This window comes from Leptotrichia sp. OH3620_COT-345, assembly GCF_003932895.1.
GTDB lineage: Bacteria > Fusobacteriota > Fusobacteriia > Fusobacteriales > Leptotrichiaceae > Pseudoleptotrichia.
Map to the genome: position 1 here is coordinate 78,059 of NZ_RQYW01000006.1, position 12,975 is coordinate 91,033.

Below are 12,975 nucleotides of genomic sequence, written 5' to 3' on the forward strand. Positions count from 1 at the left end.
AAGGAGAAAGAAATATGGTAAAAGTATTATTTGTATGTCTGGGAAATATATGTCGTTCTCCCATGGCAGAAGCGGTTTTCAGAAAAATGGTTGAAGATGAAGGGCTGACAAGACAGATTCAAATAGATTCAGCGGCCACAAGTTCGTGGGAGCAAGGGAATCCTGTTCACAGGGGTACACGAAAACGTCTTGCAAAAGAAGGCATAAGTACTTCAGGAATGTATTCACGTGTATTAAATGATGATGATCTTTCTTCCGATTATATAATCGGAATGGATGAGAGCAATATAATGAATATAAGGAATTTTATCGGAAAACGTGTTGTTTCAAGAGTTAATCGTTTGCTGGAATATGCAGGGGAAGTCCGTGATATTGAAGATCCTTATTATACGGGAGATTTTGATAAGACTTACGAAGATGTGACAAAAGGATGTGAAGCATTACTTCTTTTCATAAAAAAGTATGATTTCAGTATGAAATAATATAAAAATATCTGATACTTGTTCCGATATGAGTTAGAATGTATACCAATTATTCAAAATGAATCGAAGAAAATATAAAATCTTTTAAAATTCAACTCAAAAAGGAATATATAAATGTATGATAGTAAAATTAAACAATAAAGACAGAGTTAGAGCTGAAAGGATTCTTGAAATCCAAACTGCGGCATATAAGATAGAATCTGAAATAATAAAATTTTATGAAATACCTGCATTGAATGATACTGTTGAAACTATTATAAATTCAAATGAAATTTATTTAGGATATGAAATTAACAGTACTGTTGCAGGTTTTCTCTCCTATGAATATAAAGGGAATTTTTTTGAAATATGTAAAATGACTGTTGATCCGGATTTTTTCAGAAATGGAGTTGCCGGAAGTCTTTTAAGGTATATGATGGCAGATATAGTTAAAAATTCAAAAGTTGTTGTCTCCACGGGTTCAAAAAATGTTCCTGCAAAAAATCTTTATAGAAAATATGGATTTGAAGAAAAAAATGAGATTGAAATAGAAAAAGGTTTTTTTATTACTCTGATGGAGTATTCATCTTTATTAGAATAATTGGGGTAAGTAATTTTATGAATATTTATTAAAAACAAGTCTGTACTTGAAGATATTGAAAAAATGAGTTTTATTCATGCCGAAACTTGGAAAAAAATATTTAGGGATATGTTTATCGATAGATTTTCTGATGATTTATCACGAAATTTTCAGTTCAAAGGATTTTGTAATATGGTTATTAAGACTGTTAAATATAAAGAAGTATCTCTTTTGTTGCTGAAATAAATGGAAAAATTGCGGGAGATATTTTCGGAAAAAGTAAAGATAAAAAATATCCTGAAAATGGAGAAATTTATGCTACTAACGTACTCATATATATAGATAGAAAACAGAAGAAATATTTATGAAAAAAATTCTTGAAGAAATAAAATAAAGAAGGAAGATATATCCCAATCTTTCTTATGATTGTGAGAGAAAATAGAAATACAGAAAAATTTTATGAAAATATAAGATTTATGGATATAGGAATAATTCTAAAAGATAAAATTGAAAACTTTTATTTTAGTGAACTTGTTATACATGATTTTGATAAATAAAATATAGGAGGTTTTATGGCAACTACACATACACATATTGGAAATTATGAATTTAAAAGCTGTTTTATGAATGCAGCAGGGGTTTACTGCTATGACCGTAGTGAATTGGAAAAGGTAATTAATTCCGAAGCGGGAACTTTTGTAACGAAAACTGCCACATTGAATAAACGTGAAGGGAACCCTCTTCCACGTTATTATGATACTGAATTAGGAAGTATTAATTCTATGGGATTGCCTAATCTCGGAATTGATTATTATTTGGAGTATCTTATCGAATTACAAGAAACAATGCCCGAACGTTCTTTTTTCCTTTCTCTTGTAGGTATGTCCCCTGAAGAAACTCATATATTACTTAAAAAAGTTCAGGAAAGCAGTTTTAAAGGTCCGATAGAATTAAATCTGTCTTGCCCTAATTTGCCCGGAAAACCTCAAATCGCCTATGATTTTGAAACAACCGAAATTCTTTTATCGGAAATATTTGAATATTTTAAAAAGCCGTTAGGAGCAAAATTACCTCCGTATTTTGATATTGTTCACTTTGATCAGGCTGCAAAAATTTTCAATAAATTTCCTTTGTTTTTTGTAAACTGCGTAAATAGTATCGGAAACGGTTTGATAATTAAAGATGAATATACTGTTATTAAACCGAAAAACGGATTCGGAGGAATAGGCGGAGAATATATCAAACCTACGGCATTAGCCAATGTTCATGCTTTTTATCAAAGATTAAATTCATCTATACGGATTATAGGAACAGGAGGAGTTTTAAATGGAAAAGATGCTTTCGAGCATATTTTATGCGGGGCTTCCATGGTTCAGGTAGGAACTGCTCTCCAGAAGGAAGGGCCTGAAATTTTTAAACGCTTAAATGAAGAGTTGGAAAGTATAATGAATGAAAAGGGTTATAAAACAATAGAAGATTTCAGGGGGAAATTGAAAATGATATAAAGTAATTTTAGATAAAAGTTTAATTAAACTGTAATTATAAAAATTAAGTGAAGTTCTCAATGTTTAAATTATTTTAATGAAAAATATATTTTTATAAGGTTTTATTACCATTCTCATATTTCGGCTGTCAACTGCAAAATTTTTTAAAGCTGTAAAAATATTTATTATGTATGGGAAAACAGCAAACTAAATATTTTGGATAGCTGTTTTCCTGAACAGTATAGTTTTCTGTTTTTTAAAACTTCAAAAGATACTGATTTAAAATATTGATGTGCTATGTTCCACAGTAAGTTTGATAAGGAATACGGCTTATTAACGGCTCTGTATATTTTTCCGATAATTTCCTATTATAATTATAAGGAGTGGAAAGAATATCCAGAAGACTTTTTATTGTTTCAAAATTGCCATTTTCAGCATCAAACAGTGCTTCTTCAACAATGTGATTTCTGGGAATTACGATAGGATTATGTTTTTTCATCAGATTTATAGATTCTTTTTTAGAATTTTCCTGTTGCTTTTTTCTTAATTCCCATTGGTGTTTCCAATTTTTGAAGTCCTGAGAATTGAAAAAGAGAAAATTATATTTAATTTTTTCTCCGAAATTTTCTGTAGTTAATCCGACAAAAGTATTTGTATAGTCAGCTTTATATTTTTCCATAATATTCAGCAAATCTTTGTAAAGTTTTTCATCATTTTCATTCTCGTTAAACAGTCCTAACTTTTTTCTCATACTTGAAAGCTTGTATTTATTATATAAAATATTAAACTCTGAAAGTTTTTCCTTAACTAAAATTATTGCTTTTTCATAATTCAAAGAATTTTGATGACTGTTATAAGTATAATTGAAAATAGGCAGAATACATTCAGCAAAAACAGTTAGATTCCACAATCCTATACGGGACTGATTTTCATATGAATATCTTCCATAAATATCAATGGAGCTGAAAACGGTCGCAGGATGGTATATATCCATAAATGCACAAGGTCCGTAATCTATTGTTTCTCCACAAACGGACATATTATCCGTATTCATTACTCCGTGTACAAATCCTGTTAAATCCCATTGAGAGATTAATTTTGCCTGTAATTTTATAACTTCTTCAATAAAAAGTATATATTTTATATTTCCTTCAATTTTTTCTAAATGAGGAAAAAATCTGTTTATAGTGTAATCGGTTAATATTTTCAAATCTTTTAAATTACAGTATTTATAGGCGTATTCAAATGTTCCTGTTCTTATATGCCCTTTTGCCGTTCTTGTGAGAACGGCTCCTATTTTTTCTATTCCCCTATATACAGTTTCTCCGGTAGTGACTACTGCCAGACTTCTTGTAGTGGGAATATTGAGGTAAAACATGGCTTCACTTATAATATATTCTCTTAGCATGGGAGCTAATACGGCTTTTCCGTCTCCATTTCGTGAATATGGAGTTTTTCCTGAGCCTTTTAACTGTATATCATATAATGTCCCGTCTTCGGAAGTAAATTCTCCGAGAAGTAAGGCCCTTCCGTCACCCAACATTGTAAAATGACCGAATTGATGTCCTGCATAAGCCTGAGCAATAGGAATCGAGCCGACAGGTAATTTATTTCCCGAAAAAAATTCAACTCCTGAGGAGCTTTTAAAAAAAGCTCTTTCATTTTCATCAAATCCCAGATTTTCAGCTAAATTATCATTAAAAAGAATCATTTTCGGATTTTTAAAAGGTATAGGATTTACTTGTGTATAAAATTTATCAGGCAATTCTTTATAATATGTATTTTTTAAGTTTATAGTCATTTACGAAGCTCCCTTTTATTTTTAATTTTTCCATTTTAAAATTGAATTTTATTTATGTTTCCCGATTAAATATTTAATTAAAGAAAAATAATAAATAGAGTTTTATAAAATTACAAAGATTTTAGATTTGTTATCCTCCTATCAATACTTTGAAACCTCTATTTTCAACATATTTTTTTATTTTTTCAATTTCTTCTTTTTCAGGAATTTCAATGTTTTCCAATTCATATTTTCTTCCGAGCATTTCATACTTTGACATTCCGTAATTATGATAGGGAAGAATATGGATTTCTTTTATACCATATTCACTAATAATTTTCAATATTTCATCTATATTCTGAATGTTGTCGGTATATTTTGGAATATAAGGGAACCTCGGAATAACTTTGTTTTTTTTTGTTGCTTCAATAAAATTTTCTTTTATTGTTGTAAAATCTCCTTTTATTATTTCTTTTGATTTTTCGTTATCAGTTATTTTTAAATCAAAAAAAACAGTATCTGTATAATCCAGCATTTTTTTCAATATTTCGGTTTTTCCATAACCGCATGTTTCTATTGCAGTATTTATCATATTGTCCTTTAACTCTCTTAAAAGTTTTGTGGCGAATTCTCCTTGAGCCAATATTTCCCCTCCCGATAAAGTTACTCCACCTCCCGAAACATTAAAAAATACTTCATCTTTTAGTACTTCTTTGACAATTTCATTTACGGTGTACCATTTACCTGTAGTTGTTATTTTCCCGTTTATACCGCTTTTCATTTTTTCTGGTCGAAAGCTTTGAGATTCAGGATTTGAACACCATGGACATCTTAACGGACAACCTTTAAAAAATACGACCGTTCTTATTCCTCCGCCGTCATTTAAGGAATATCTCTGTATATTGAAGATTAGTCCTTTTTCTTCATTGCCAGTCATAGTATTACAGTATACACCTCTTTTCTTTTTACAGTAGATTGAATTTGGTTTTATATCGGATATTTACTTATTTGATTTTATTGCGGAAGTCTCTTTTTTCATTATTTGTTATAGCTGATGTTCAGTTCTGTGGATAATATCGTCCTGTATTTTTTTGTTAAGCTCACTGAAAAATGCACTGTATCCTGCTACTCTTACTACAAGATTTCCATATTTTTCAGGTTCTTTCTGAGCTTTTCTCAGAGTTTCTATGTTTATTACGTTAAATTGTATGTGAGTGAGTTTCAGCTTCATATAAGCATAGATAAAATCTACAAATTTATTCATACCTTCCTCAGTTTTCAATGTTCCCGGACTTAATTTGACATTTAGCAGACTGCCGTTTGTTAGAAGGACATTATCCAGTTTACTTAAACTTTTCAGTACAGCAGTGGGACCGAATATATCCCGTCCGAACATCGGTGACAGACCTCCGTCAGCCAACTGTTCTCCTGCGTATCTTCCATCAGGTGTAGCTCCTACAACTTCGCCTAAAGGAATATGAGCAGAAACTGTGTAAGAACCGGGGATAAACATTCCGCCTCTTGAATTTGAGTATTTTTCCACTTCCTTACAGTAATATCTTAATATTTCCGCACTTATACCGTCTACTTCGTCAATGTCATTTCCGTACTTGGATTCATCATTTATAAATTCGTTTCTTATTTCTTCATATTTATCTTTGTAGTTATTTTTCAATATTTTTACAAGTTCTTTATATGTATATTTTTTATTATCAAATATGAACTTTTTTATTACTGCCAATGAATCACATAAATTAGGTAGACCTATTCCCTGAACTCCTGAAAAATTATATCTTGCTCCTCCTGAAGTTATATCTTTACCGTTTTCCTGACAATCTTTTATAAGGGTTGATAATAAGGGAACAGGAGCATATTTTTTATGTCCTTTGTCCACAATGTTGCTTCCTTCCGCCATTAAGGCAACATAATGGGAAATGGAATTTTTTATATCTTCGATAATTTTTTCTATACTTAAATTTTCCGTATTTTCATTGTCATAAATTACATTTTCCATTATTTTCAGTATATTTAACATAGCTATATCATGTAATCCGTATGTTTTTCCCGGAATGGATAATTCGACACATCCTACTACAGAATAGTCCCTTGCATCTTCTAATGATACTCCCCTTGATAAGAAAGAAGGAATTACAACTTCATCGTTAAATAATTGAGGTATACCCGTTCCGAGAGCTATTGTTTCACATGTTTTTTTTATAAATTTTTTTGGTTCGATGTCATTTACTCTGACACCGAGGTTAGGTTGAGGTAGTCTTATGTCCTGATAAGCATCCAAACACAAGTATGACAGGTCATTTACTGCAGAACGTCCGTATATTGTCACCCCCCCTAAAAGGGCAGTATAGCCTGACGGAAATCCTGCAAAAAATTTTGCACTGTGTTCACTTCTAAGTAAAACTACATCATTTGTTTTTATATAAAATGCTTCAAGATATTCTTTCAGTTTATTTATTTCTTCTCCTTTTTCAATATCGTTTTTATAATAAGGGTATAAATACTGGTCTATTCTTCCCAGAGAAATCGAGCTTGCATTGGACTCCATCTGAAGGACTATGCTTGTATACCAGAGCAGTTGTAAGGCTTCATAAAAATTTTCAGCAGGTTCTGTAGATATTTTTTTCGATGTTTCGGCTATTATTTCCAGTTCGGATTTTCTTGTATGGTCTTTTTCATTTTTCGCCATTTCTCGAGCTAATTTTCCGTATCTTTTAATATGGTTTACAGTTGCTTCCAGAACAATGTCTGAAGCTCTAAAAAAATCATTTTCAGGATTTTTCAGAAGCTTTTCTTTAATTTCCTTTTTTATCTTTCCGTATCCTTTTCGGAGTACAGTTTCGAAGTCAGGAATAATATGTCCTTGCCCCTTATCAGTCTGATTCAGATTAACTATTTTTTCATTGACAGCTTTCTTTATAGGTTCAGGAATTACACCGTTTAAAGAATCTTTCAGAGATTTTCCCGCCCAATAAGGATAAAGCATTTCTATAAATATTTTTTTATCCTCTTCTTTAAATATAAAACGATCTTGAGGTCTTGTTGCCATTGTGTCTATTTCTTTCATTATCCAGTAAGGGTCCATTTCAGGAGAAATTATTCCGGCCCTCGGATTTACAGTTCTATTCCCGGCTATCAGTTCTTTTTCCCTTATACTTATTTTCATTTTATTCAATATTTTTTCAACGGCTCTGGCTCTTCTTATTATTTCAGGTTCATTTATTGTTTCTTTGTGACTTTCAGTATAAAGAACGGCTCTTTCTATGGAAATTTCCCTTTTATTTTTAAACAGTTCTTTTTTTAAAAATTCTATTCTTTCATTCATAATATAACCTCCGGTTCAATATTATCTTAAATAACAATATGGTTTTTTAAAAACCATTTCATTAATATATTATCTCTATATTATTTTTTTGTCAAGTTTTTTATTGTTTTTTATTGTTTTGTATTTTGTATTTGATAAATAAAAGAGTTTAATATATAATGTTTTATATAACTACTATTTAAATATTAAGGAGTTTTCTATGTTTGTATCAGAACGTTTAAATGAAATCCTGAAGATGATGGATAAAGAAGGAAAAGTCGAAGTAAATAAGTTAAGTAAAACATTTAATGTATCTAAAGATTTAATAAGAAAAGATTTAAGCAGACTGGAAGAACAGGGATTGCTTGAAAGAACTTACGGAGGGGCAGTAAAAAAACGTCAATTTGCCAAAACTATTACAATTGCATCGAGAATATCCCAGAATACAGAGATTAAAAGAAAAATAGCATTAAAGGCATTAAGTGAAATCAATGAAAATGAAAATATATTTCTGGACATTTCCTCAATAAACTATATTTTAGCTCAGGAAATAATAAAAGAAAACTTAAATCTCACTATTATTACAAATATGATTGATATTATGCATCTTTTTTCATTAAATTCTAATATGAAAACAAAACTTATCGGTATTGGAGGAACATGTAACAGTTTTATAGACGGTTTTGTGGGCATTGCAGCTATAAACCAAATCAACAGTTTTAATATTGATCGTTGTTTTATAGGAGCAATAGGAGTAAATACATATAATGGAAATGTTTCGACTTATGATCAGGAAGACGGTCTTACAAAATCTTCAATTATAAATACAAGTAAAATAAAATATCTTATTACCGAAAAAAGTAAAATAGATCAAGATGGGCAGTATAATTTTTCAAATCTTAAAATATTCGATTCTATTATTACTGATGATAATATTTCTATTTCGGGAATAAAAGAGCTGAAAAAATATAAAATTAAAATTATATAAGATTTTTCTCGAAGCTTCGTTACTGTTCTTGTACTCCTGTCATGAATTGTAATATTTTTTAATCCTCAAAAATATCTTGAATGTGGAAGGGAAATTAGAAAAGATAAAGAAAAAAATAAATAAAGTAATTATCGGAATTTTTGTTAAGTTTCTTTATGTCCTGTTAATATATCGGGAGCAGGTATAAAAGCCGATAGGAGCGTTATTTAGAATGTAAATATGAACCATGCATCGAACGGAACAGTTTTAATAAACATATCCATATCTACAGATGAAGAAATATTTGTAAGTTCCTTTAAAGAATTCAATTTTGGACTGAAGAAATTACAAGGGATTTCAATGTCGGAATATATAATAAAATAGTTCGAAAACATTTGAAAGATTGAATTATAATGTTAAAATGGTTATAATGTAAGTGATTTTAAAAAATCAAAAATATTTATAACATTTAGAAATAAATAAGAAAAGTGGAAAATGAAAGGAGAAAATTATATAAATGGATAAGTTATTTCATCCTGAGATTAAAAATGTTGTATTGGAACAGATTTTTTATGCTTTAAGTGATTCTACCAGACTGATGATTTTTAAAAGATTATATAGTTCTGAAAAAGAGGAAAAGTGCGGGTGTTTTGAAGATTTAGGAAAAAAAAACAATCTTTCTCATCATTTTAAAGTTTTAAGGGAAAATGGAATTATAAAAGTGAGGATTGATGGAAGAAACAGATATGTTTCAATAAGAAAAGATGAATTAAATTTAAAGTTTCCAAACTTGCTTGACTTAATTTATGACGGATGTAAAAAGCAAATAAAGTAAATGGAAAAAAAGATTTATAATAAGGAAAAATTAATGAAAAGTAAAAGAGATAGTAATGAAAGTATTTATATAATAGATTATGATGAAATCGTAGTCTTTAAAGAAAGAATAACAAGGTTTACTGTATCTTTTGATTTTAAGAAAAAATTGGGAAATAATGAAAACAGCGGAGAAAATCTTGCACATCTTCATGATTCAGGCAGACTGACAGAGCTTCTTATAGAAGGAAATGAACTTTTTATAAAAAGAAGTGAAAAGAAAGACAGGAAAACCAAATGGGATGTCATAGGAGTAAAAATAGAGGATGAAGTCGTACTTATAAATTCCGCTTATCACAGATATATTGTAGAATCTATATTGAATAATGAGGAATTATCTCCTTTTGGAAAAGTAAGGAACATACAACCTGAAGTCAAGTATAAAAACAGTAGAATAGATTTTTATATGGAAACGGAAAAAGACAGAATATATTTGGAAATAAAAGGATGTACTTTGATTGAAAATAAAATTGCCACTTTTCCCGGAGCCCCTTCAGTTCGTGCGGTAAAACATCTGAATGAGCTTATGGAACTGAAAAAAGAAGGTTTCAGAGCAGCCGTGCTGATTCTCATATTCAGAAAGTCCAAATGTTTTAGACCGAGACATGAAACTGACAGGAATTTTGCCCAAACATTTTATAAAGCAATAGATAAAGGTGTAGAAATTTATACTATGCTGTTAAGTTATGAAAACAAAAATATTTATTTTCAGAAAAGGTTGAAAATTTTAGGAAAAAGTTTTAAATGAAAATCTTTAAAATAAACAGTTGTATATTACTTTATAAACTAATGAAGATTGAACAAAAAAAAAATCTATGTTATAATCAATGCAAAAATATGATTTTAAAAAGGAGATAGAATGGATAAAAATTTACAACCACTTATATTAATGACCGGGTTTATGATTGTACTTTTCGGAACTCAGATTTGGACTGCCAGAAAGAAAAGTGCAAAGCAGAAAGCTATGTTAGATAATTTAAAAGTAGGAGATAAAATAGTTACTATAGGAGGGATAACCGGAACTATTGCAGCTGTTTTAACTGATACTGTTGAAATAAAAATTGATAAAACTGCAAGAATGACTATATTGAAAACTGCTGTTTCAAGAGTTACCGAATAATCATGATGCAAATGTGATAATAAATATATTATTTTCAGAAGATTTTAAAGTCGTGTAATTATCTCTGACAATAATAAAATAAAACACAGGAGGAAAAATGAAAAGGGTATTAATACTACTGTTGCTCATTATGAGCACAATTGTATTTTCTGAAACCTTAGAAAAGGTGACTTACAGGAATGGAGTTTATACTGCAATATTTAAAGAAAAAAGAAAAATAAATACGAGTGCGACTTTTAATCAGTCACAGTCAATTTTGGCATTGGATTTTCAGAATGTGACAGTTAAGAATAACATACCGGAAACTTTGAAAGTAAATGATCAATATGTGGATACGATAAGCATTACTGAGGTAGCGGGAATTGCAACGATATCTTTTTATTTGAAAAAAGGAACTGCTTATAGATTAGTGAGCAGAAATGGAGAAATTCAGGCTACATTCAGTAGGGAAAAGGACGGTTCTACAGGAACACAGAGTGTTAAGTTAAAGCCTACACAGCCTACAAAAAAGAAAAAATATACAATAGTTGTAGATGCAGGACATGGCGGAAAAGATTCAGGGGCTACAGCTAACGGATATAGAGAAAAGGATTTGGCACTTGCAATATCTCAGAAACTTGCTAATAATTTAAGAAAAGACTTTAATGTAATAATGACGAGAAATACTGACGTTTTTATACCATTACAGACAAGAGCGAAAATAGCCAATGATGCAAATGCGGATTTTTTTGTAAGTATACACTTGAATGCAGGAGGAAGTTCTGCAAATGGAGCTGAAACATTTTATTTTTCAAAGAAAGAATCAGCTTATGCAGCTGAAGTTGCAAGGTTTGAAAACAGTGTTGACAGTGGATATGCGGATATTCCTTTATCGGATTTTATAATAAATGATATTTTTTATAGAATAAATCAACAAAAAAGTGCTGCAGTTGCCACAGATGTACTGGACAGTATAGTGTCAAACTTCGGACTTAGACGTAGAGGAGTATTCGGAGCAAATTTTGCCGTGTTACGTGGAACAAATGCCCCGGCAATACTTGTTGAAGTAGGATTTATTACAAATTATTCAGATATTGACCAGTATCTGAGCGAATCAGGAAAAGAACGTCTGGCCAGCGGGATTGCCAATGCAATAAGAAAGCATTTTAATTAGGAATTAAGTTAAAAAAATAGAAGTAAAAAATATAAAATGAGGTGTTTATTATGGGGAAAGGAACAGAAACCGGTAAAAACGGAAGCAGTAAAATAGGGAAATTTTTTAGAAAGAATTTTCCTGTAATGATACTTGTACTTCTTTCTGTAGGAGCTGTAGTTGTGAACTATTACGACAAAAAAAATTCACAGCTTATAAATGTTACTGTTGATCCGAAATTAGCGGCGACATCTGCAACAAGTGCTGAACAGACTCAGAAAATTGAAATAGCGGTTTATAATCCTGAAACAAAATTAATTGAAAACAGTGAGGTCTCGATTCCTAAGCAACTTAATGTAATCGAAGGAGATTTTGTAAATGAAATTATTAAAAAGTCACCATATGTGACTAAGGAGATGAAGTTTCAAAGTGCGTACAATTTAATGATAGAGGACAAAAATACTATTATTATTAAACTTAACGCACAATTTTCAGGATTAAAAGCAAATAGAGAGCTGTTTGACGGATTTTCCCAAGCTATAATACAAACAATAACTAAAAATTTTCCCAATGTTCAGTCAGTTATGATACAGCTGGATGGAGAAACAGCAGCTCAATAGGAATTTAAAATAATTGATATTAAAAATATAAATTACCAGGGGGCTGTTATGGGAATAAATATTAATAAAATAAAAGAAAATGTAAAAAAATACCTTGATGAAAAAAGATACAAACATGTTGAAAGAGTAGCCGAAGCTGCGAAAAATCTTGCCGGAATTTATAGAATTTCTATTAATGAAACTGAAGCCGCAGCTTATCTTCATGATGTAGCAAAGTTTTTCGAACTTTCTGTTATGATTGATTTAGTTAAAGGAAAATATCCTGAAATTGAAGATGAGCTGTCAAAATCTACAGCTATACTTCATGGATTTGCAGGTGCAGAATTTATAAAAAATAATTATGAACTTTTTGAAATTGATAATGAAGAAATTTTAAATGCTGTTAAATATCATACAATCGGCAGTGGAAAAATGGGAGTACTTTCAAAAATTATTTATCTGGCAGATGCTATAGAAGACGGAAGAACATGGCAGGGAGTTGAAAAAGCAAGAGAACTTGCAAAATATAATTTAGACGAAGCTATTATATTTGAAATAAATACTAAGATTGAGTACTTACTTTCAAAAAGGAGCATAATACATCCTAATATTATTTTATTCTGGAACTCTTTAATTTGCAAAAAAAATAAAAGTTAAGGA

The 12,975-nt window shown here is 30.1% G+C and carries 15 protein-coding genes; 12 read left to right on the plus strand and 3 right to left on the minus strand.

Going from position 1 to position 12,975, the window contains the following annotated elements; translation table 11 throughout:
• The first annotated feature begins 14 nt into the window (after positions 1–14).
• From EII29_RS05135 to EII29_RS05145, 4 genes are all read left to right on the plus strand, one after another.
• Positions 15–482: a low molecular weight protein-tyrosine-phosphatase gene (locus EII29_RS05135; protein WP_125236469.1), complete on the plus strand. Its 468-nt coding sequence runs from the start codon at positions 15–17 to the stop codon at positions 480–482.
• A gap of 118 nt (positions 483–600) precedes the next feature.
• Positions 601–1,062 carry a GNAT family N-acetyltransferase gene (locus EII29_RS05140; protein WP_125236470.1) on the plus strand — a complete coding sequence of 154 codons (462 nt, stop codon included), beginning with the start codon at positions 601–603 and terminating at the stop codon, positions 1,060–1,062.
• Between the two features lie 401 nt (positions 1,063–1,463).
• Positions 1,464–1,598 carry a hypothetical protein gene (locus tag EII29_RS13035; protein WP_255411018.1) on the plus strand — a complete coding sequence of 45 codons (135 nt, stop codon included), beginning with the start codon at positions 1,464–1,466 and terminating at the stop codon, positions 1,596–1,598.
• Between the two features lie 15 nt (positions 1,599–1,613).
• Positions 1,614–2,546, plus strand: a complete 933-nt coding sequence (locus EII29_RS05145) for a dihydroorotate oxidase (protein WP_125236471.1) — start codon at positions 1,614–1,616, stop codon at positions 2,544–2,546.
• 274 nt (positions 2,547–2,820) lie between these two features.
• Here the strand turns inward: EII29_RS05145 and EII29_RS05150 are convergent, their stop codons facing one another.
• The 3 genes from EII29_RS05150 to EII29_RS05160 form a co-directional block, all read right to left on the minus strand.
• On the minus strand, positions 2,821–4,326 hold the full coding sequence (locus EII29_RS05150; RefSeq protein ID WP_125236472.1) for a YdiU family protein: 1,506 nt from the start codon (positions 4,324–4,326) through the stop codon (positions 2,821–2,823).
• Between the two features lie 130 nt (positions 4,327–4,456).
• Positions 4,457–5,242, minus strand: coding sequence for a glycyl-radical enzyme activating protein (locus tag EII29_RS05155; protein WP_125236473.1), 786 nt, complete (start codon positions 5,240–5,242; stop codon positions 4,457–4,459).
• A 108-nt stretch (positions 5,243–5,350) separates the two neighbouring features.
• Positions 5,351–7,645 (minus strand): formate C-acetyltransferase, encoded by a 2,295-nt coding sequence (locus tag EII29_RS05160; RefSeq protein WP_125236474.1) that lies wholly within the window; start codon positions 7,643–7,645, stop codon positions 5,351–5,353.
• 199 nt (positions 7,646–7,844) lie between these two features.
• Here EII29_RS05160 and EII29_RS05165 point away from each other — a divergent pair, with 199 nt between their 5' ends.
• The 8 genes from EII29_RS05165 to yqeK all read left to right on the plus strand — a co-directional run bounded on the left by EII29_RS05165 (position 7,845) and on the right by yqeK (position 12,972).
• Complete coding sequence (locus tag EII29_RS05165; RefSeq protein WP_125236475.1) at positions 7,845–8,612, plus strand: DeoR/GlpR family DNA-binding transcription regulator; 768 nt, start codon at positions 7,845–7,847, stop codon at positions 8,610–8,612.
• A gap of 219 nt (positions 8,613–8,831) precedes the next feature.
• On the plus strand, positions 8,832–8,975 hold the full coding sequence (locus EII29_RS12040; protein ID WP_158612473.1) for a hypothetical protein: 144 nt from the start codon (positions 8,832–8,834) through the stop codon (positions 8,973–8,975).
• A gap of 133 nt (positions 8,976–9,108) precedes the next feature.
• Positions 9,109–9,426, plus strand: a complete 318-nt coding sequence (locus EII29_RS05170) for a helix-turn-helix transcriptional regulator (RefSeq protein WP_125236476.1) — start codon at positions 9,109–9,111, stop codon at positions 9,424–9,426.
• 33 nt (positions 9,427–9,459) lie between these two features.
• Positions 9,460–10,212, plus strand: coding sequence for a DNA/RNA nuclease SfsA (gene sfsA / locus EII29_RS05175; RefSeq protein WP_125236477.1), 753 nt, complete (start codon positions 9,460–9,462; stop codon positions 10,210–10,212).
• Between the two features lie 111 nt (positions 10,213–10,323).
• Positions 10,324–10,584, plus strand: a complete 261-nt coding sequence (yajC, locus tag EII29_RS05180; RefSeq protein ID WP_125236478.1) for a preprotein translocase subunit YajC — start codon at positions 10,324–10,326, stop codon at positions 10,582–10,584.
• Between the two features lie 97 nt (positions 10,585–10,681).
• A complete protein-coding gene (locus EII29_RS05185) occupies positions 10,682–11,737 on the plus strand; it encodes an N-acetylmuramoyl-L-alanine amidase (RefSeq protein WP_125236479.1) in 1,056 nt (351 codons plus the stop codon).
• A 50-nt stretch (positions 11,738–11,787) separates the two neighbouring features.
• A complete protein-coding gene (locus tag EII29_RS05190) occupies positions 11,788–12,336 on the plus strand; it encodes a GerMN domain-containing protein (RefSeq protein ID WP_125236480.1) in 549 nt (182 codons plus the stop codon).
• A gap of 48 nt (positions 12,337–12,384) precedes the next feature.
• On the plus strand, positions 12,385–12,972 hold the full coding sequence (gene yqeK, locus EII29_RS05195; protein ID WP_199726029.1) for a bis(5'-nucleosyl)-tetraphosphatase (symmetrical) YqeK: 588 nt from the start codon (positions 12,385–12,387) through the stop codon (positions 12,970–12,972).
• Positions 12,973–12,975: the final 3 nt, after the last annotated feature.